Raw genomic sequence first — 19,788 nt, 5'->3', positions numbered from 1 at the left:
TTCGTCCTATCACGAAGCGGCAGGCTTCTCCGGCTCGTTCGTCGGAGTTGGGTTCTTCTTTCCGGAGAGCTTCGAGAGCATCTGGTTGTAGGCCTCCAGCTCGGCGTCACCGTCGCGGTCGGCCTGCCGGTCGTAACGCCGCGCCTCGCGGTCGCTGGACCGGGACCACTGCACCATCAGGGCGATCGCGATGAGCAGGGTCGGAAACTCGCCGATGCCCCAGCCGATACCGCCGCCGGCCTGCTGGTTCTCCAGCAGACCCGGGCCCCAGGTGCGGCCGAGGTTGCCGAAGAAGTCAGGCTGCAGCACGGTCTCGCCGCTCATCACGGCGAGGAAGAAGAACGCGTGGAAGGCCATGGTGGCCAGCAGCACGATCAGCCGGAACGGGAAGCCCATGCGCTTCGGGCCGGGGTCGACGCCAATCATCGTCCAGGCGAACAGGTAGCCGCTGAACAGGAAGTGCACGTCCATCAGCTCGTGACCGGTGTGCGTGGTCAGGGCCAGCTCGAACAGATCGGTGTAATAGAAGGCCACCAGGCTGCCGGCGAACAGCGTGGCCGCCACCGGCGGGAACGAGAGCACGCGCAGGTAGCGCGATTCGGTGACGATCAGCAGCCACTCCCGGGGACCGCGGCTGCCGTCCTTGCGCACCGGCAGGGTGCGCAGCGCCAGCGTGACCGGGGCAGCCAGCACCAGCAGCGGCGGCACGATCATCGTCAGCATCATGTGCATGACCATGTGGCCGCTGAACGTGACCCGGCCGTAGACGGCGGGCCCGCCGCAGGTGGTGTAGATCAGGAAGACGAGGCCGCCCACGAGGGCGACGGTGCGGCCCACCGGCCAGGAGTCGCCCCGGCGGTGCAGCCGGATCACACCGGTCGCGTAGGCGTAGAGGGCGACCGCGGCGATGACGACCCACATCAGGTCGGGCTGCCAGCTGGTGAGCCAGCGGGTCAGGTTCGGGGCGGGCGGCATCGGGTAACCCGTGACGGCCTGGGCCAGGTCGGTGGTGCGCTCGCCCTCGTTCGGCGGGGGCGTGCGCGACAGGGCCGAGGCCAGGCCGAACGCCATCGCCATCACCCCGAGCTCCACCACGGCGAGCCGGGTGAACGCCCCGCGGCGACCGGCCTCCAGATCGGGCAGGGTGGCCACCCGGTGTCGGTAGCCGAACAGGCCCAGCAGCACCAGGGCCACGGTCTTGCCGAGCAGTAGCAGCCCGTAGCTGTTGCCCAGGTTGCCGAGACTGCCGATCCGCAGCCAGGAGTTGATCAGTCCGGAGACCCCGACGGCGATGAACGCCCAGAGCGCGAAGGTGGAGTAGCGCTGCGCCGTGGCGGCCAGCACCGTGCCCTTGATCGTGGGGGCGAGCAGCAGCAGCGCGGCCAGGCCGCCGACCCACACCGAGGCCCCGATCAGGTGCAGGCCCAGGCTGGTGACGGCGGTCTGGTGGTCGGAGCTGCTGCTGGCGTGCCCGTTCAGAGCGGTCGGCACCAGGCAGGCCAGCGAACCGGCGGCGAGCCAGGCGGCCGAGGTGGTCTTCACCGCGCCGGCCGCGAGCAGGCCCACCACCGCGGCCCCGGCGGCGGTCAGGCCCAGGCCCCGGCCCAGGTCGATGTCGCGGGTATAGGCGACCAGCTGGCTACCGAACCCCGGGCTGTCGACCGGTGAACCGAGCACGTCGGCGAGGTTGAACACGAGTAGGGCGATCGCGGCCAGGGCCCAGATCGTGGACGCGGCCGCGGCGATCAGGAAGGCCGGGCGGTGCGCCTGGCCCTGCTTGCCCACCGGCAGCGCGAAGGCCGTCAGCAGCAGCACGCCGACCGTGATCGAACCGGCGATGTCGGCGAGCACCCGGGCCAGGATCAGGCCCCAGCGCACCAGCGGCCCGGCGTCTTGCAGGATGCTCGGCGCCACGGCCCCGGACCCGGCCGCTGCGGCCGCCCCGACGCCGAGGGCCAGGGCGACCAGGACAGTGCCGACAGCCGCCATCCGGCCCAGGTCGGCAGGGGCGAGAGGGCGGATCGTCGTCGTGCTGCTCACCTGGTGGTCATCCGTTTCGAAGTCTCGTCAGAACTGAAGTCGCGTCAGAACTGTTGCGCCGGCATCACAGTCGCCGGTCGGCGAGTACCGGGAAGCTCTCCCGGTACTCGGCCGCCGCGGCCAGGTCGATGTCTGCCACCAGTACGGTCTCGTCGTCGCCGGCCTCGGCCAGCACCTCGCCGGTGGCCGCGACCACCTGGCTGTGCCCGCCCATTCTGGTGCCGGCATGGGTACCGGCCGTATTGCACTGAATCACGACGGCCTGGTTCTCCACCGCGCGGGCCCGTCCCAGCAGGCGCCAGTGCTCGACCCGGGCCGCGGGCCAGGCGGCGGGAACGATGAACAGCTCGGCCCCCTGATCGGTCAGACCACGGAACAGCTCGGGGAAGCGGAGGTCGTAACAGGTGGCCAGGCCGGCGGTGACGTGCCCGTCGGCGACCGAGAGCCCGGCCGTCACCAGCTCGGTGCCCGCCTCGATCAGGTCGGGCTCACCCGCGGCGAACCCGAACCGGTGCACCTTGCGGTAGCTGACCATGGGCAACCCGTCCGGCCCGATCAGCACCGACGTGTTCCAACGGCCCCTTCCCTGGGGGCCCTGATCCTCGTCCTCAGTGGCCGACTCGATGATCGAACCGGCGTGGACATAGGCGCCCACCTGCTGCGCCGCCTCGCAGATCGCTGTGACCGTGGGGCCGCGCAACGACTCGGCCGCCTGCGCCCAGCCCCGGTAACCGAACCCGGTCGGCGCCCAGAGCTCGGGCAGCACCACCAGATCGGCGCCGGACTGCCCGGCGACCAGTGCGGCGGCGCGGCGCACCCGCTCGGCGACCGGTTCGTCGTCCCCGTAGGCCAGCTGGAGCACGTGTACGCGCATGACCGCCAGCGTACGGCGCCGGTCTGTCAGTCCTGCGCCCGATGTGCCCTCTGGTTGCCTGACACAATCACCGCGACATTGCCAGCACCCGTCGGCTTACTCGACGGGCCCCATCGTCCGATGCACCCCTTGACTCCGCCGCACCGGATGCCCGGCGCGGCGCCCTTCGCCGAGGAGCAGCATGTCCACCCCCACCCCGCCGGAGCCCGGCCAGCCCGAGCCCGGCCAGATGATGGCCGATCCGGGCACCACGCCGGAACCCGGGGCGGCGACCGCGCTCACTCACCGTCAGATCCTGGTGATCATCAGCGGGCTGATGATGGGCATGTTGCTGGCGGCGCTCGACCTGACCATTGTCTCGACGTCGATCCGCACCATCTCGGACGACCTCGACGGGCTCAGCGTGCAGGCCTGGGTGACCACGGCGTACCTGATCACCTCGACGATCTCGACCCCGCTCTACGGAAAGCTGTCCGACCTCTACGGACGTCGTCCGTTCTTCCTGACCGCGATCTCACTCTTCGTGGTCGGCTCGGCCATGTGTGGCCTGGCGCAGGACATGTATCAGCTGGCGGCGTTCCGGGCCTTCCAGGGGCTGGGCGCGGGCGGTCTGTTCTCGCTGGCCCTGGCGATTGTCGGCGACATCGTCTCGCCCCGCGACCGGGCCAAGTACCAGGGCTACTTCCTGGCCGTGTTCGGCTCCTCCAGCGTGCTCGGCCCGCTGGTCGGCGGATTCTTCGCGGGCGCCGACACGATCCTCTGGGTCAGCGGCTGGCGCTGGGTCTTCCTCATCAACGTGCCCATCGGCATCATCGCGCTCACCGTGGTGGCCCGCGTACTGCACATCCCGCACACCCGCCGGGACCACCGCATCGACGTGCCCGGGGCCGTGGCCCTCACCCTGATGCTGGTGCCGCTGCTGGTCGTGGCCGAGCAGGGCCGCACCTGGGGCTGGACCAGTGGCCGTTCGATCGCCTGCATCGCGGTCGGGGTGGTCGGGTTCTTCGCGTTCGTGACGGCCGAGCGGCGCATCGGGGACGACGCCCTGCTACCGATCCGGCTGCTGGGCAACCGCACGTTCACCATCGGCTCGACCCTGAACTTCATCATCGGGGTGGGGATGTTCGGCGGCCTGGCCGCGCTGCCGCTCTACCTGCAGATCGTGAAGGGGCACTCGCCGACCGAATCGGGCCTGCTGATGCTGCCCCTGACCGCCGGGATGATGTCCGGCTCGATCGTGTCCGGTCAGTTCATCTCGAAGACCGGCCGCTACAAGGTCTTCCCGATCGCCGGCTCGGTGCTCTTCTCCCTCGGCATGTTCCTGTACTCGACGATGAACGTGGACACCTCGCTGGTCGTGGTCGGCTGCTTCGCCCTGATCTTCGGCCTGGGCCTGGGCTTCAACATGCAGACCCTGGTGCTGGCCATGCAGAACTCGGTGCCACCGCGCGACATGGGCGTGGCCACCTCCTCGGCCACCTTCTTCCGGCAGATGGGCGGCACTCTGGGCACCGCCGTGTTCCTGTCGGTGCTGTTCGGCACGGTCGCGAGCAACATCATGGGCAAGATCCAGGCGGCCGCGACCGATCCGGACTCGGCGTTCAGCAAGGCCCTGCAGGATCCGGCCGTGGCCGGCGACCCGGCCAACGCGCCGATCGTGAACCTGGTGAAGAACCACGACAGCAGCGGCATCAACATCGACGACTCGTCGTTCCTCAGCCACTTGAATCACGACCTGGCCCGGCCGGTCCTCGAGGGCTTCGCCCAGTCCATGCACCTGGTCTTCGCCATCGGCGCCGGGGTGATGGTCATCGCGTTCGTGATCAGCTGGTTCCTGCCGGAGGAGAAGCTCCGCACGGAGTCGGGCCTACAGGCTCGCGCAGCTGCGGAGTAGACCCCCACACTCCGATTTGCCCGGCAACGTCGCTGCCGTCCGGGTGATCGCGTGCGCCACTGGTGTGACAGCCGAAAGCAAGCATGGCGCCACGAAAAGTAGCCACCTCACGATCGGGTTTCGACAGTCCCCGATCGAACGGACGTGACCCATGAAGGCTCACCTGACTGCCCGCGCAGCCCTCACTCTCACGAGTCTCGTCCTACTCGTCACCATCGCCGGCGCCGGCCATAAGTGGTGGTAGTGGCACCTTTCGGTGAACCGGGCGATCCAATCGTGGACGCACGGGTGGACCGGCCGGTCGGGTCACCGGGCATTTCGGTGAACCGACCGTTCCGGTCGTGGAACGGCCGGTGATCCTGAGTGTGCTGGCCGCCGTTGCGCTGCTGCTCCCGGCAGTGCTCGGCGGCCGGTTCTCGAATCTGGCCCGGGTTCGCGTCGCCCACCGGCACCGGCTTCTGCTGGGACTGCTGTTGCAGGTGGCGGCCATCGGCCTGTCGGGACGGGTGGCCCGCAACCTGCTGGGGGCGCTGCACGTGTCCAGCTACCTGGTACTGGCCACCGTGCTGTGGGCCAACCGCCGGCTGCCCGGCGCCGGATTCATCGCGACGGGCGCTTTTCTCAACGGTCTCACCATTGCGCTGAACGGCGGCACCCTGCCGGCGTCGGCCCCGGCCCTGCGAACGGCCGGCCTGACGCCGGACGAGAGCGGATTCAGCAATTCGGCACCGGTCCGGTCACCGGTGCTGTGGTTCCTCGGTGACGTTTTCGGGATCCCGGCGGACGTCCCGATGGCGAACGTGTTCAGCGTCGGTGACGTGATCGTCCTGGCCGGTGTGGCCGTGGCCGCTTTCGGTATCTGTGGAACACGCTGGAGACCGGTGACGATCCGGGCGTCGTGATCCGGGGCGCGCTCTGGCAGGATTCACGGGATGCAGAACATCTTGATCAAGGTTCTGGTGAATGCGGTGGCGATCTGGGTCGCCACCGCCGTGGTGCCGGGCGTGTCGGTGAGCGGCGACGGCGCGAGCCGGACCGCGCTGACGCTCCTGGTCGTCGGAGCGATCTTCGGTGTGGTGAATGCGATCATCAAACCGGTGGTGAAGCTCTTTTCTTTGCCGTTTTACATCCTCACACTGGGTTTGTTCGCCTTCGTCGTCAATGCCGTGATGCTGGAGCTCGTGGCCTGGCTGTCGGATCAGCTGAACATCTCGTTCACGATCGATGACTTCTTCTGGTCGGCCATCGGCGCAGCCGTGGTGGTGACGTTCGTGAGTATGGTGCTCAACCTGGTCCTTCCGGACAGTGACTGAGAGTCAGCGGGTTTAGCGCTTCCGGTGGCCTGGCCGGACGGCGGACAGCAGTACCCGGGCGAGCGTGGGAGGATCGAATCTGGTCGAGAGCCACGTGACTTGCCTGCCGGAGATGACCGGCGGTCAGCGGTTCGAGTGGCTGTGGAAGGGGTAACGGCACGTGGACGACGAGCAGGGGCCCTGGTGGACCCGCCCGCCGGAGCCCGGTCGAGTGCGGATTCGCGACGAAGAGCGCGACGCCTCCTCCGGATCTTCCGGAGCGTCCTCGGACGACGAGGGGTCAGATCCGTACGACGCGGAGCTCTATCGTCCCGGGGCGAACGATCCCACCCGCGCCTATCCACCACCTCCGGCACCGGACAACCAGCCGCCGGCCGAAATGCCGCCGGCCGACTTCGTCGCGCCGCAGAACGCTGCCGTGACGATGGAGTTGCCGATGCTCGGCGACGGCACGGCGCTCGACGCCTACGGTCTGCCCCCGGCGCCGCCGGCTCCTCCCGCTTCCCCCGCCGAGGCAGCACCGCCCGGCGTCGCTCCAGCCGGCCCGAAGCCGCCCAAGGCGCCGATCCGGCGGGTAGCCGCCCCTGAGCGCGTGGCCACCCCGGAGCCCCCGAAGCCGGCCAAGCCCCGGCGCTCGGTGCCCGAAGACCGCAACGCCTACGCCCCGCCGCAGAACGGCGACATCTGGGCCACGTTCAGCGGCCCGATCCCCCTGCCCGACGAGGTGCTGGCGCAGCAGGGCCGGGCCCCGCAGAGCGCCAAGCCCGCCCGGCCGGCCCCGGCTCCCGCCCCGGCCCCGGAACCGGCGGGCGGCGGTGGCGACAAGAGCCCCCTCCAGCAGTTCCTCACGGTGCAGGTGCCCGAGGCCCGGTTCGTGCTCATCGCCGTGGCCGGTGGTCTCGTGGTGCTGCTGATCGTGCTGGTCGCGCTGCTCAGCGGCCGGGGCAACAGCCCCGACGAGACGCCCACCGCCGCGCCCGAGACCACCCCGAGCACCGAGCTCAGCGGTTCCGAGCCGAAGGGCCTGTCGAACGTGAAGCGGGTGACCGCGTCGCGTCTGCTCCAGCGGGCGGGTGTCTCGGCCGGAGGTCAGATCGTGTCGGCCTTCACCTGGCAGGACACCAACGGCAAGAACCTCGCCGTCACGATCAAGGTGCCGACCTCACGGGGCAAGACCACGCTGAAGGTCATTCAGGTCGCCCGGCTGGAGACCAAAGACCCGCAGGTGCTGCGCTCCATGACCGACCCCGACCTGCCGCAGTGCAAGAGCGGCCGGGCCGGTGGGCAGGCCGGGTTCGCGAAGAACGGCCTGAAGATCCGCGACCTGGACAGCGACGGCACAGCCGAGGTCATGGCGGGCTGGTCGTCGCGTTGCGGCGGCGCCACCACGGCCAGCGAGGCCAAGCTGGCCCTGGTCAGCGACGGCGACAAGTACATCATCCGGGGCGCCGGGGTGGTGGGCGGCCAGACCGGCTCCACCGCACCCGCCCCGAGCGCGGGCGACTGGCCGGCGGGCTACTACAGCACCGTCGCCAAGCTCTACGCGCAGATGTTCTTCCCGGTCACCAAGTAAGGCCCGTGGGGGCCTGTTTCACGCAGTCAGGAAACAGGCCCCAGCGGTAGGTAGAGCGGCACGTAACCGCTGTCCCGGTCGGCGGCCGAACGCCAGCGGGTGAGCAGGTTCGTCTTGACCGGCACCGGCTCTCCGGCCAGCACGGCCTCCAGCTCGGCGAAGGGCTCGACCTCGGCCAGCTGGTCGTGCACGGCCGCCCACAGCGCCGGCTCGGTGGCCGGGGCCCGGTCGGCCAGCGCCGAGATCAGCCCACCCACGTGGTTGGCCAGCAGGCAGTAGCCGACCCGGTCCCAGCCGCGGTCCCGGGGCGTGCCGACGTGGGCCCGCACCGGCTCGGGCATCCCGGCCAGGTCGTCGCCGCGCAGCTCACGCACCAGCTTCACGCCCTCCAGGTCACGCAGGACGAGCTGCACGGGCAGGCCATCACCGTCGAGCCCGACCACGACGTTCTGCAGGTGCGCCTCGAACACCACTCCGTGCCCGGCGTATGCGTACAGCACCGGCGGTAGCAGCAGCCGCAAGTAGCTCTGCCACCATTCCAGCAACCGGGCTCGGTCACCGGCCAGGCCGTCGAGCAACTGCCGCACGACCGGATGGGGCAGGGGCTCGGCCAGCGCCGCGGAGGGCACCGCCAGCACGTCGGGTCGCAACCGGCCGGCCAGTCCCTCCCGCCGGATCACCCCGAGCTGGTCGGTCGTGCCCGGCCCCAGATCGGCCGTCAGTCCCGAGGTCTCCCGCAACATCACGGTTCCCGGGAAGCGGGTCGCCAGCTCGCGGCGCAACGGCTCGAGCAGCCCGGCCAGCGTGACGGCGGCCTGAACCTCGTGCCACGGATTGATCCGCAGGCAGTTGGTGATCAGCACGCTCAGGCTGAGTTTCACGAATTCCGAGTCGTCGGCAGCGACCGTGCGCACCGACGAGGTGGGACGCATCCACGGTCCGCTCGGGCCCAGGTCGATCGCCCGGCCGTCCGCGAGCGCGGCGGGTAGTTCGTCGCCGCGCAGCAGGATCGCGTACTGCCAGGGGTGCAGCGGCAGCAGGCGGTATCCGGCCGGGGCCTCGTCGCCGTCGGGACGTGCGTCGGGAAGGTGGATCTCCCGGACCAGGTCAGATCGCACGGCCAGGTGGTGCAGCTGGAAACGGGCGCCCAACTCGGGCGCGTACTGCCGCACCTCGTCCAGCCGGCCGGAGCGGGCCTTGGGAGCCGGGTGGTAGCGGTGCCCGGCCAGGAGCGACTGCTCGAGGTCGAGGTAGATGTCCGGGGAGAACTGCTGGTTCTTCCGGTGCTGAAGGGCGTCGGCGATGAGCTGGTGCGACGCCTCGATCTGCCGCAGCAGGTGACCGGCGGTCTCACCGGTGATCGCCGTCAGTTCCGCGTCCACCAGCGCCAGGAGCTCACGCCAGCCGAGGCGGATCCCGGCGTGCTCTACCTCACCGGTGAACCGGGGCTGCAATGTTCCACGGGAAACATTCATCATCGGCCGATGCAGCCGGGCGCTCAAGGCCTGACCGGTCTTCTCCAGCGTGATGACCACCCGATCGGCCCCGTCGGGCACGACGTTGCCGCCCGGGCCAGAGACCTCCCGAACCAGACAGTTCAGCAGAGCGACGACGGTGACGGACTCGGCGCTCGCCTCGTCCACCCGTGTGATGACTTCGCAGTCGCTGCTGCCGGTGAGGGTCATCGGCCGGCTCACAGGTAGGTGGGCGCGTCGGCGCCGTAGAACTTGTTCACGTCGGCAGCTCCGGTACGAGATTTCGGCAGCAGGGTGGCGGCGGTCAGAGTCCGTTTCACCGGAAGTCTCTCCGCCCGGATGATTCCCGAGATCAGAAGTGCGGTGTCACGTGCGCTCCGGTGCGTCTCGGCGAGCTCGCGCAGCAACGGACGCACGCGGTCCAGCAGCGGTCTCACCGGTCGGTCCAGGGCCATGGCCGTCGAGATCAGGACCGAGGCCACGCACTGGTGGAGGGTCGTGGTGACGAACATGGCGGCCAGGTCCACCGGGTCCTTCGAGATCAGGCGATGGTCGGTGAGACCCGACGGCATGTCCTCGCCCAGGGCGGGCCCGGCCAGTTCCGGATCGATGAGGCAGCTGTCCAGATCACGCAGCAGCAGCCGCACCCGCGGAGCGCCCTCGTGCCGGTCCACGACCACGAGCACGTTCTGCGGATGGGCCTCGTGCACGATGCCGTAGCGCAGCCAGAGCGTGAGCTGCCAGGTCAGCAGGGCCCGCAGATAGGTGGCGAGGAAGGTGTCCAGGTCGCCGTCGAAGAACTCGTCGGCCAGGAGATCGGCGAGCAGACGCCCGTCCCACCCCCGGGCCGTCAGCGCGGCCACCGGCAGCACCCGGGCCTGCGTCATGACCGGCCAGCGGCGCACGAGCACGGCCAGGTGGTTGTCCGCGTGCAGCCAGGTGGTCTCGTCCGCGGTCAGCACGGTGTCGCGGAACTGCTCGTCCCTCGCCAGCAGACCGCGCAGACTCCGGGTCAGCACGGCCCCGTCGGCCAGCGAGGCGCGGCTGACCAGACGCAGGTTCAGCCGGCCCAGGGTGCGCATCGGCATGGGCACCTTGAGATGCACCGACCGATCGGCCTCCGGCACCACCGTGCGCATGGAAAGGGTCGGGCACACCTGGAGTCTCGGAGCCGGAAGCGGCTGCCAGGGCACGTTTAGCATCTCGGCCAGGAACTTTTTCGGCATGGCCGGGTGCACGGGGAAGGCGACGTCGGTCCGGCCCGGCCACCAGCCGGGTAGTTCGCCGGAAGACCGGACGTGCTCGCGCGGCACGCTGACCCAGCGCAGACCGAAGCGGGGTGCGTGCTCGGGGGCCCAGCGCCGCAGGTCGGCCCGGCGCAGGCCGACGCGGGCCACCGAGAGCGGGTAGATCGGATGGTCGCGGTGGGCGGCCAAGGACTCGGTGATCTCCCAGGCCCGGGCGGTGGCCTCGTCCACCGTTGCGTCGTCGGCGGCGGGCACGGCCATCACGTTGTCCTCACCGGCCAGCCCGGCCCAGGCCACGCGCAACCGGCCCATCACCTCGGGCCGATGCTGACGCCGCACCTGGGCCGCCGCGGCCGCCGCCCGGGCCTCGGCCAGCAGGGCCCGGAACCCGGTGCGGTACTCGGCCTCCAGCGCCGGGGCCACGCCGTCGAGCAGCTCGGACTCCAGCACGTGCACCACCGCGCTCAGCCGGGTCGCCTCGATACGAGCGGTCGGGCTCACCCGGATCACCCGGGGTTCACGCATCACCAGGTCGCTGACCAGGTCACCCCGCGACGGCGAGCCCACCCGCACCGGCATCCGCAGACCGTTCAGGGCCAGCCACAGATCGGCGTTCCGCTCCCGGGCCTCGACCCGGGGCGTCCAGCCGATCGACGACCGCAGCTCCTGCCGCCGCCCGGCCACCCTCGCCTCCGCCGCAGGCAGGAGCTGCCCCCGGGTGCGCAGGGCCGCGACGTCTTCCCGCAGAAGAGCCGTGCCCAGACGCAGAATCAGGTCACGTTCCCACCCGGGCACCGGCGCCGGGGCCGGACGACGACCGGCCCTCATCCGATCACCCAGTGCCCACCGGCCAGGAATTCACCGGTCACGGCCTCCACCCCGTCCGGATCGGGCCCGGTGACAGTGACCGAACCGAGGTAATCGCGATTCGTACCGGTCACCCGCACCGCACTGCCCAGCTCTTTCATCGGCCGGTAGTCCAGGCGGTACTCACCCCGCTGCTCGGCGAATCCACCCGGGGCCGACCGCAGCACGCCGTCGCTGTCCACCAGCACCCAGTGCACCACTCCTGCCCTCCGGACCGATTGCCCCGGAGGCTCTTTCAGCGGCTCACCGATCAGCAGCCGGAACAGGTCGTGGAACAGCGGCTCCCCGGTCAGCCGGGCCATGGCGAAATCGCAGTGGTCGCCGATCAGCCGGTCGTTGACCTCGACGATCCGGGGCCCGTCGCCGGTGACGACGAACTCCGTGTGGCAGGCCCCGAAACCCGCACCGAGCCGGTCGAGCTGCCCGAGCACGACCTTCACCACCGCCGGGTCGGGAGCGGGATTCCAGGTCAGGCGCTCCTCGATGAAGTACGGCGGGGGCGACACCCGGGTCTGCCACCCACCGAGCACCCGCAGGCGCTCGCCGTCGCCGAAGGTCTCGAGTGTGTGCAGCGGACCCTCGAGCAGTCCCTCCAGCAGCAGGTCACCGTCGCGCCGGCGCCGCACCTCCTCGACCCGGCTCACCAGTTCGGCCCGGTCGCGAACCATCACGACGTCTTCGCTGGCGACGCCTTCTGCGGGTTTGAGCACTACCGGGAAAGAAACTTCTTCCGGGAGTGGGCTTTTCGACACAAGACGGTGGCAGTACGTGTCGTCCAGCCCGGCCGACCGCAGTCTTGCCCGCATCAGCCCCTTGTCGCGGGCGCGCTGGGCCGAGCGCCAGTCCTTGCCCGGCAGCTCCAGGTAGTGCGCGACCAGAGCGGTCTGGACCTGTAGATGATCACTGTTGCTGACCACCCCGAGGGGTCTGCCGGTGGCCTCGATCGTGGCCAGCACCGAGCGGACGTCGCGGACGTCGCAACCGATCACTTGGGGGTGACCCAGACGGTCGCCGAGCTCGGCGTAGGCGTCGCGATGCGCCTGCGGGTCGTCGGTCAGCACCCGCACCGGGAGCCCCAGATCGTGAGCGGCCGGAAGCAGCCCGCGGGTCACGGAATCGGTGGGATTACGGGCGAGAAGAACCACAGCCATGTGGATCACTCCAGCACGGCCTCAGGCACCCCGGGAAGTTCTGGAGAACCCCGGCGGCGACTCCACAGCACCCGGCTGTCCTGACATAACGCAATGTCACCAGACCCGGCCCTCAAGAACGAGGCACCGGTCTCCGACAGGTACCTGCTGGATACATGACGTAACACCGCTGAAGAACCCCCAGAAACGACCTGCACCCGTACAAGATTAAGGCAAGCCTTACCTTATAGTGGCTGCACGCAGTTACGCCGGGTAGTTCGGAGGAGGTGTCGTCTTGGCAGTTCATCATGCCGTCGGCATGCTCCCCCGACCTACTGGTGGGTCACATACTGTGATCAGTGTCAACCCAGTGGCGTTGCTCGCTGAGCGCCTCCGCACCCTCGACCCCCACAGCCCCCACTCGTACGCGGCTGAGCACTACTCCCGCGTCCCGCAGAGTGGCTCGTGGTTCACACCGCGTGAGGTGATCGAGGCCATGCTGACGTCGGACGGCCCGCATCACGAGCACGGCCCTGCCGTCGTCGGTGCGCGCCTGATCGGGAGCCTGGGCTATGCGGTGGCCGGGCGTCTCGGCATCGCGATCGCCACCACCGGCCAGGCCTACGACGTCGGGCCCGACTCCCTGATGCTGCGCCTCGACGAGGACGGGCTCGTCGAGCAGATCGCCATCCGCTCCGACCGCTTCGCCGTCCTGCCCGACGACCCACTGGCCGGCATCCCGGGCGTCGAGGTCGTCGAAGACCTGGCGGCGCTCGTCGTCTGGGCCGCCCGGGGCGCCCACGCCACCCTGGCCCCGCTGATCGAGCAGATCCACACGAGCATCCGGTACGGCACGGTCGCCATGTGGAACCAGGTCGCCGACTCCGTGCTCGGTCCCACCACCAAGAGCCCGCTGCTGACCGGGGGCAGCCAGGAGGCCGGCCGGGCAGCCGGGCAGCTCTTTCTCGATGCCCTGGTGGCCGAGGGAGCGCCGATCCGCCGGCGCGGCACTGTGCGTATCGCCGAGAATGGTCCTGGGCAGCAGATACTCGACCCGGTGCGGGGCATGTGCTGCCTCTTCTACCGTCAGGGCGAGGAGAAGTGCGGTAGCTGCCCTCTGGTCAAAAGCTGAGAGCCCAGACCGAATACGATCACCTGGACTCCCGCTATCACCAGAAACAACCACGTCACCCAGTTCTGGGTGACCGCCTGAAGCAGTCCCAGCAGCGTCACCCCGACCGATGCCCCGAACTGCACGGTCATGAACAGTGCGGTGCTGCCCGCGGCCTGCTCCCCCGGCCGCAGGAGCCGGAACGCCCCGGCCACCGTCGGTGCCGCCGTGGCGCCGAAGCCCAGTCCCACGAACACGAACAGGGCGTAAAGAGCACCCAGGGGCCAGTCATCGTGCGTCGCGACGAAGACCAGCACCGCGGTGAAGGTGACCGCCGCCCCGCCCATGACCAAGGGCCTGGCCCCGACGTTGTCACTCAGCCGTCCGCCTGCGCTCATCGAGACCAGAAGGCCTAGACCGAGCGCGCTGACCAGCACGCCCTGCTCCAGACCGATCAGTCCAAAGTGCTGCGCGGCGAACAGTGGCAGGGCCGTGAGCTGGGCGAACATGACCAGACCGACCAGTCCCATCACCCCCATGCCCGCCCCGAACCCGGGTCGGGCCAGCAGACGCAGATCCAGAGCGGGTGGACGTCCCTCACGACTCATGCGGGCTGCGTACGGCACGTAGGCGGCCAGCAGGAGAGCCCCGAGAACGCCCGCCAGCACGACCGGCGGGCTCACGCCACCCTCACCGGAGCGGTTGAGGGCGAAGAGCAGCCCGACGAACCCCACGGTCAGCAGCAGCAGACCGGGGCCGTCGGCCTTCGGGACGGATGCCTGGGCGACGGCGCTACTTTCCCGGGTGGCACCGCTTTCCCGGGTGGCGCTGAGGACGGCCATCAGCACCAGAGCGCCCAGGGGCAAGTTGACCAGAAAGATCCACTGCCAGTGGCCGGTCTGCAGCAGCAGGCCGCCGACGAGCGGGCCGAGCACCGGGGCCACGTTGATGATCATCGACATCACCCCCATGACACGGCCCAGTTGCCGCGTCGGCGCCAGCCCGGCGGCTAGGGTCATGGCCGTCGGCTCGATCAGGCCGCCACCCACCCCCTGGATCACCCGGAACCCGATCAGCGCCGGCACCGACCCGGCCAGCGCCGTAAGTCCGGAACCGGCCAGGAAGATCAGCAGTCCGGCCACGAACACCACCCGGGCCCCGAACCTCGCGGTCAGGTAACCGAGCACCGGCAACACGGCCGCGACGGCGAGCAGGTAGCCGATCGTCACCCACACCACCTGGTCGAGGCGCACCTCGAAGGATCCGGCCAGCGAGTTGAGCGCGACGGCCACCACCGTGCCGTCCAGCACCGCCAGCAGAGCGGCGGCAGCTACTGCGGCCAGCGCAGGCCACTGCACTTGATTAACCGACATGCCAGTCAAACTAAACTCACTGGTTTGATTTAACCAACTAACAAGTGCGGTTTAAGTTACTGTCAAGAAAGAAGAAGTTTGTCGTAGGATCAACCCCGTGGCACTGAGGGATAGAAAGCGCGAGATTCTCGATGCAGCGGCACCGATCTTCGGTGAAGAGGGATATGAGCGCGCGAGTATCGATGCCATCGCCACTCGCGCCGGCGTCTCGAAACCGACGGTCTACAGCCATTTCGGCGGCAAGGAGCAATTGTTCCGGGAGTCGGTGGCCGACTCGGCGCAGCAGCAGAACGAGGCCTCGCTCAGTGCGATCAGCCAGCTGGACTGTTCCGGCGACGACTGGCGTGAGGGCCTCTACCGGCTCGGCCTGGCGCTGGCCGACTTCTCCCTCAGCCCTTGCTCGGTGTTCCTCGATCGCCTGATCACGGCCGAGATCGGGCGTGATCCGGAGATTTTCGACATGGTGCAGAACCGCGCGGTGCGCCCGATGCACGAGGCCCTGGCCGGGCGCCTGGCCATGCTGGGCAACGCCGGGCGCCTCCAGGTCGCCGACCCGGTGAAGGCGGCCCGCCAGTTCGTGGTGCTCGTGAACGCCGAACTACCGGGCCTCACCGCCCTCGGCACCCTGCGCATCACCGCCGAGACCTTCGAGACCTCCGTCCGCGACGGCGTCGACACCTTCCTGCGGGCCTACGCGCACTAAACCGAAAGGTCGGTCAAATCGCGAGGTTCGGGGAAGGTCGGCGCGATCACACAAACCTTCCCCGGAACAGGCGGCCCCGGGTCACCGGGCTGTGAACCGGTAGGTCCAGACCGGCCAGTGCACCCACGCCCGCCGACCAGACCGCGGGCTCACCCGCGTCCTCGATCTGGACCGTTCGCCCCAGCGCTGCCGAGGTGTAAACCGCCAGGGTGCAGGCCAGTGTGTGCAGGGCGGCGCGACCGTCGGCGGCCGGGCGACGGCCCCGACTGATCGCGTCGGCGATGTCGGCCAGCGCGTCGGCGATCGACACCGGCATCTTTTCGGGCAAAGGGACGCCGATGGGCACGTCTTCGTGCCGGGTTCCTTCGGCCGTGGTCACCGAGAGACCGGCCAGGGGTGCCCAGGGCGGGGTGCTGTCGTCGGCGTAGCGAATCATGAGCCGCCCTTGGGTGCCCGTGACCTGCACTCCCCCGGGCCCGTGGCCCCAGGCCATATTCACCATCGCGGCGCCGGCGGGATCGGCCTCGAACCGGGCGAGGGCCAGGGTCTCCACACCGCCGGAATCGGTGCCGGGCAGGTCCGCGTCGACGTACCCGGAGACCCGTACGAACTCGGCTCCGAGCAGGTGTTCGGCCAGGTAGACGGCGTGCAGCATGTCCATCAGCACGCCACCCCCGGCGGCGGCCGGGTCGTGCCGCCACTGGGGCCGGTAGCCACCCGCACCGGGCAGGTCGAGCACGCCCAGATAGTTGACGGTGACGGCTCGCACCGTACCGATCTCGCCACTGTCGACAATCTTTTGCGCGGCGATGAATTCGGGCAGGAACAGATAATTGTGGACGACACCCAGCACGACTCCCGCAGCCTCCGCCGCCTTCACAGCCTTCTCCGCGTCCGCGGGGATCGAGGCCAGCGGCTTCTCGGAGATCACGTGCTTGCCGGCCTCGGCCGCCGCGACCAGCAGATCACGGCGCAGGTGCTGCGGGGTACAGACGTCGACGACATCCACGTCGCGCGAGGTGATGGCCCGCAACGGGTCTGCGAATGCTTGTTCGGGACCGAGACCGGCCGCCTCCCGGGCGATCTCCAGTCGCGAGGCGGTCGGGTCGGCCACCGCGACGACCTGGTAGCGCGCGGGATCGGCCAGGAACGCCGGTAGGTGCGAGTTCACCGCGATGTTGCCGCAACCGATCAGAGCCACCCGCAGGGGCCGGCTCACTTCGTCGTCCGGCGCAGCTCGTGGGCCAGCGCGTCGAGTTCGTCGCCACCCGCCATCTCCTGGGTCAGGTCGTTCAGCGAGATCTCGTCCCGCCGTGAGTCCAGCTCCACCCGGCCGCGTTTCAGCACCAGGAAACGATCGCCCACCAGGTATGCGTGATGCGGGTTGTGGGTGATGAAGACGACGCCCAGACCGGCGTCGCGGGCGGCGGCGGTGTACTTGAGCACCACCCCCGACTGCTTCACCCCGAGCGCGGCCGTCGGCTCGTCGAGGATCAGCACCCGGGCCCCGAAGTAGACGGCGCGGGCGATGGCGACGCACTGCCGCTGCCCGCCGGACAGGGTGCCGATCGGCTGGTTGATGTCCTTCACGGTGATGCCCATCTTGCGCAGTTCCTCGTCCGCGATCCGGCGCATCTCCCGGATGCGCAGGCCGGCCAGGGGAAACCGACCGCTGCGGAGCTCGGCGCCGAGGAAGAAGTTGCGCCAGACCTCCATCAGCGGCACGACCGCCAGGTCCTGGTAGACGGTGGCGATGCCGCGGCTCAGGGCCTGCCGGGGCGAGGAGAACACCAGCTCTTCCCCGTCCACCATCAACTGCCCCTCGGTGTGCTCGAGCAGCCCGGACATGATCTTGATCAGGGTCGACTTGCCCGCGCCGTTGTCGCCGAGCACGCAGGTCACCTCGCCGGCCCGCACGCTCAGGCTGATACCCCCGAGAGCCCGGATCGGGCCGTAGGTCTTGCCGACCTCGCGCATCTCGATGAGCGTCATGCGTCGTCCGCCTTCCCGGGCGAGTCGCGCAGCAACCGGGTGGAGGTGGCCAGCGACTTCACGTAGAGGTTGACCAGCACGGCGAGCAGCAGCATCACGCCGAGAAAGGCCTTGAACCAGTTCGGGTCCCAGCCCGCATAGACGATGCCCAGGCTGGTCGTGCCGAAGATGAACGCGCCGATGCCGACCCCGATAGCGTTGCCGTAGCCACCGGTGAGCAGCGTGCCGCCGACCACCGCGGCGATGATGTAGAGAAACTCGTTGCCCACGCCGTTGCCGGCCTGCAACGTGTTGAACCGGTAGAGCGTGTGCATGCCGACGAACCAGCCGAGGAACGAGACGGTCATGAACAGGCCGATCTTCGTGCGCACCACCGGCACCCCGACGGCCCGGGCGCTGTCGGCACTGCCACCGATGGCGAAGACCCAGTTGCCGGTGCGGGTACGTTGCAGCACCCAGGCGGCGAGCGCCGTGAAACCCAGCCACCAGAGCACGGTTCCCCACACGGTCACACCGCCGGCGTCGAAGTTCGAGGCGAAGACCCCCTCCAGTAACGGGTAGCCGTCCATGCGGGAGATGTCGGGCGAGGTGACCGAGCCGGTGACCACCTTGGTGAGGCCGAGGTTGGCGCCCTGAAGGACGAAGAACGTGCCCAGGGTGATGAGGAAGCTCGGGATGCCGGTGCGCATCACCAGGTAGCCGTTGACGAAACCGATGAACAGGCAGAACGCGAGGCTGAGCAGGGCGCCCACCCACAGATCGATGCCGAACCACCAGCAGAACATCGAGTTGGCCAGGCCCGCGGTGGTGACGATGACGCCGGCGGAGAGGTCGAACTCGCCGCCGATCATCAGAAGCCCCACGCCGATCGCGACGATGCCGATGGTGCTCGACTGGTAGAGCACGGTGAAGAACGAGCCGCCCGAGCGGAAGGCCGGGGCGGCCGCCAGGAAGAAGACCAGGATGACGCCGGCCGCGGCGGTGGCGCCGATCTCCGGTCGGGCGAAGAGACGGTGGGAGAGCGGGTTCGGGCTCCCGGCGACCAGGCTCTCGGTCATCAGCGGGTCCCGTTCTGCACGAACGGCAGGATCTGGCCGATGTTGTCGCCGTCCACGAACGACGGGCCGGTCAGGACCGCCTCACCGCCACCGAGATCGTTGCCGTTCTTCAGATTCAGGTAGAGCGACGTGACCGCCATGAATCCCTGCATGTAGGGCTGCTGGTCGATGGAGAACTCGATCGTCCCGTCCTTTACCCCCTGCGCGGTCTCCTGGTTCAGGTCGAAGGTGATGATCTTCGCCTGGCTGTCACCGGATTCTTTGGCCTTGCCCGCGTCGAGGGCGATGGGGGCGCCCAGGCTCACGATGTAGTCGATGGACGGATCCTGCTGCAGCTTGGCCTGGAGGGTCGACACCACGGCGGCATCATCGGCGCCGTTGACCTGAAGGTTCTCGGTGTCCGGCACGGCCGAGCGGACTCCTTCGCAGCGGGCCTCCAGCGACACCGACCCGGCCTGGTGGATCACGCAGAGCGGATGCTTGGCGCCCTCGGCCGCGATCCGCTCGCCCGCGGCAGTGCCGGCCCGGGTCTCGTCCGAGCCGAAGTACATCGAGACGCCCAGACGCCGGTAGTCGTCGATGCCCGCGTTCAGGCCGACCACCGGGATGCCCGCCTGCGTAGCGGTCTTCACCGATCCGGCCAGCGCGTCGGGGGTGACCAGGGTGGTCGCGATGCCGTCGACGCGACTGTCCACGGCGTTCTGGATCAGCACGGCCTGCTTGCCCGCGTCCGGGTCGTTCGAGTACTTCAGGTCCACACCGGTGTTCTTCGCGGCCTGCTCGGCGCCGGCGCGGACCCGGTCCCAGAACGAGTCGCCCGGGGTCTCGTGCGTGATCATCGCGATCGTGTAGCCGGAGTTGTCACCGGCCGTGCCGTCGCCGGTGTCCGGATCCTTGACCCGGCCGCCCTCGCTGCAGGCGGTCAGCACCAATACGGCGGCAACCAGGGCCACGACAGCTCTTCCCGTTCTGGACATGCGTGAAAAACCCTTCGCCAGCGGGACTTTCCGAGAACCGACCAGGCCTTCCATGTCTGTTTGTCAGTAGTTACAGTCATACGGTCGGATTGTCAGACATCCAGATCAATGCCCCCGGGCGGGTCGAGCGACGAACGGCTGCCGAGATCTGCCGGGACATC

General features: G+C 69.3%; 16 protein-coding genes. 6 read left to right on the top strand and 10 right to left on the bottom strand.

All coding sequences use genetic code 11. From position 1 onward, the window contains the following. Positions 1 to 9: 9 nt before the first annotated feature. Together LR393_RS11100 and LR393_RS11095 are read right to left on the bottom strand one after the other, a co-directional pair. A complete protein-coding gene (locus LR393_RS11100; protein ID WP_231483755.1) occupies positions 10 to 2,040 on the bottom strand; it encodes a cytochrome c oxidase assembly protein in 2,031 nt (676 codons plus the stop codon). A gap of 64 nt (positions 2,041 to 2,104) precedes the next feature. Beyond that, a complete protein-coding gene (locus tag LR393_RS11095; protein WP_231483754.1) occupies positions 2,105 to 2,914 on the bottom strand; it encodes a carbon-nitrogen family hydrolase in 810 nt (269 codons plus the stop codon). A gap of 181 nt (positions 2,915 to 3,095) precedes the next feature. Here LR393_RS11095 and LR393_RS11090 point away from each other — a divergent pair, with 181 nt between their 5' ends. The 4 genes from LR393_RS11090 to LR393_RS11075 all read left to right on the top strand — a co-directional run bounded on the left by LR393_RS11090 (position 3,096) and on the right by LR393_RS11075 (position 7,694). Then, positions 3,096 to 4,808 (top strand): MDR family MFS transporter, encoded by a 1,713-nt coding sequence (locus LR393_RS11090; RefSeq protein WP_231483753.1) that lies wholly within the window; start codon positions 3,096 to 3,098, stop codon positions 4,806 to 4,808. A gap of 341 nt (positions 4,809 to 5,149) precedes the next feature. Then, positions 5,150 to 5,710 (top strand): DUF5317 domain-containing protein, encoded by a 561-nt coding sequence (locus tag LR393_RS11085; RefSeq protein ID WP_231483752.1) that lies wholly within the window; start codon positions 5,150 to 5,152, stop codon positions 5,708 to 5,710. Between the two features lie 42 nt (positions 5,711 to 5,752). After that, on the top strand, positions 5,753 to 6,121 hold the full coding sequence (locus LR393_RS11080; RefSeq protein WP_231483751.1) for a phage holin family protein: 369 nt from the start codon (positions 5,753 to 5,755) through the stop codon (positions 6,119 to 6,121). A 160-nt stretch (positions 6,122 to 6,281) separates the two neighbouring features. Then, on the top strand, positions 6,282 to 7,694 hold the full coding sequence (locus tag LR393_RS11075) for a M949_RS01915 family surface polysaccharide biosynthesis protein (protein ID WP_231483750.1): 1,413 nt from the start codon (positions 6,282 to 6,284) through the stop codon (positions 7,692 to 7,694). 26 nt (positions 7,695 to 7,720) lie between these two features. On the opposite strand, the gene LR393_RS11070 is transcribed toward LR393_RS11075, so the two are convergent. From LR393_RS11070 to LR393_RS11060, 3 genes are read right to left on the bottom strand one after another with little or no spacing between them, the layout of a single operon-like run. After that, the gene (locus LR393_RS11070) at positions 7,721 to 9,379 is read right to left on the bottom strand and encodes an IucA/IucC family protein (RefSeq protein ID WP_231483749.1); all 1,659 of its coding nucleotides are present in this window, start codon (positions 9,377 to 9,379) and stop codon (positions 7,721 to 7,723) included. 8 nt (positions 9,380 to 9,387) lie between these two features. After that, complete coding sequence (locus tag LR393_RS11065; RefSeq protein WP_231483748.1) at positions 9,388 to 11,244, bottom strand: IucA/IucC family siderophore biosynthesis protein; 1,857 nt, start codon at positions 11,242 to 11,244, stop codon at positions 9,388 to 9,390. Then, positions 11,241 to 12,434: an ATP-grasp domain-containing protein gene (locus LR393_RS11060; protein ID WP_231483747.1), complete on the bottom strand. Its 1,194-nt coding sequence runs from the start codon at positions 12,432 to 12,434 to the stop codon at positions 11,241 to 11,243. The genes LR393_RS11065 and LR393_RS11060 overlap by 4 nt, the downstream gene beginning before the upstream one ends. Positions 12,435 to 12,783: 349 nt before the next feature. Between LR393_RS11060 and LR393_RS11055 the strand changes: the two genes are divergently transcribed. Continuing rightward, entirely contained in the window at positions 12,784 to 13,545 is a 762-nt protein-coding gene (locus LR393_RS11055; protein WP_231483746.1) for a (2Fe-2S)-binding protein, read from the top strand. Here the strand turns inward: LR393_RS11055 and LR393_RS11050 are convergent. Beyond that, positions 13,500 to 14,897, bottom strand: a complete 1,398-nt coding sequence (locus LR393_RS11050) for an MFS transporter (RefSeq protein WP_231483745.1) — start codon at positions 14,895 to 14,897, stop codon at positions 13,500 to 13,502. The genes LR393_RS11055 and LR393_RS11050 overlap by 46 nt on opposite strands. 97 nt (positions 14,898 to 14,994) lie before the next feature. Here LR393_RS11050 and LR393_RS11045 point away from each other — a divergent pair, with 97 nt between their 5' ends. Beyond that, a complete protein-coding gene (locus LR393_RS11045) occupies positions 14,995 to 15,600 on the top strand; it encodes a TetR/AcrR family transcriptional regulator (RefSeq protein ID WP_231483744.1) in 606 nt (201 codons plus the stop codon). Between the two features lie 46 nt (positions 15,601 to 15,646). Here LR393_RS11045 and LR393_RS11040 read toward each other — a convergent pair whose 3' ends face one another. Genes LR393_RS11040 through LR393_RS11025 form a run of 4 tightly spaced genes read right to left on the bottom strand, consistent with a single transcriptional unit; the run spans position 15,647 to position 19,627 of the window. Then, positions 15,647 to 16,819: a Gfo/Idh/MocA family protein gene (locus LR393_RS11040; RefSeq protein ID WP_231483743.1), complete on the bottom strand. Its 1,173-nt coding sequence runs from the start codon at positions 16,817 to 16,819 to the stop codon at positions 15,647 to 15,649. Then, positions 16,816 to 17,592 (bottom strand): ATP-binding cassette domain-containing protein, encoded by a 777-nt coding sequence (locus LR393_RS11035; RefSeq protein WP_231483742.1) that lies wholly within the window; start codon positions 17,590 to 17,592, stop codon positions 16,816 to 16,818. Before LR393_RS11035 ends, LR393_RS11040 begins: the two co-directional genes overlap by 4 nt. After that, positions 17,589 to 18,650: an ABC transporter permease gene (locus tag LR393_RS11030; RefSeq protein WP_231483741.1), complete on the bottom strand. Its 1,062-nt coding sequence runs from the start codon at positions 18,648 to 18,650 to the stop codon at positions 17,589 to 17,591. Before LR393_RS11030 ends, LR393_RS11035 begins: the two co-directional genes overlap by 4 nt. Then, on the bottom strand, positions 18,650 to 19,627 hold the full coding sequence (locus tag LR393_RS11025) for a sugar ABC transporter substrate-binding protein (RefSeq protein ID WP_231483740.1): 978 nt from the start codon (positions 19,625 to 19,627) through the stop codon (positions 18,650 to 18,652). The genes LR393_RS11030 and LR393_RS11025 overlap by 1 nt, the downstream gene beginning before the upstream one ends. Positions 19,628 to 19,788: the final 161 nt, after the last annotated feature.

This window comes from Kineosporia mesophila, from assembly GCF_021129235.1.
GTDB classification, from domain to species: Bacteria; Actinomycetota; Actinomycetes; order Actinomycetales; family Kineosporiaceae; genus Kineosporia; species Kineosporia mesophila.
The sequence above is the reverse complement of the archived record's forward strand: the minus strand, read 5'-3'. Positions and strand labels throughout refer to the sequence as shown.

Coding starts and splice junctions, on each gene's coding strand:
- LR393_RS11095 (WP_231483754.1), bottom strand. CDS start 2,914: ATGCGCGTACACGTGCTCCAGCTGGCCTACGGGGACGACGAACCGGTC.
- LR393_RS11090 (WP_231483753.1), top strand. CDS start 3,096: ATGTCCACCCCCACCCCGCCGGAGCCCGGCCAGCCCGAGCCCGGCCAG.
- LR393_RS11070 (WP_231483749.1), bottom strand. CDS start 9,379: ATGACCCTCACCGGCAGCAGCGACTGCGAAGTCATCACACGGGTGGAC.
- LR393_RS11065 (WP_231483748.1), bottom strand. CDS start 11,244: ATGAGGGCCGGTCGTCGTCCGGCCCCGGCGCCGGTGCCCGGGTGGGAA.
- LR393_RS11060 (WP_231483747.1), bottom strand. CDS start 12,434: ATGGCTGTGGTTCTTCTCGCCCGTAATCCCACCGATTCCGTGACCCGC.
- LR393_RS11050 (WP_231483745.1), bottom strand. CDS start 14,897: ATGTCGGTTAATCAAGTGCAGTGGCCTGCGCTGGCCGCAGTAGCTGCC.
- LR393_RS11035 (WP_231483742.1), bottom strand. CDS start 17,592: ATGACGCTCATCGAGATGCGCGAGGTCGGCAAGACCTACGGCCCGATC.
- LR393_RS11030 (WP_231483741.1), bottom strand. CDS start 18,650: ATGACCGAGAGCCTGGTCGCCGGGAGCCCGAACCCGCTCTCCCACCGT.
- LR393_RS11025 (WP_231483740.1), bottom strand. CDS start 19,627: ATGTCCAGAACGGGAAGAGCTGTCGTGGCCCTGGTTGCCGCCGTATTG.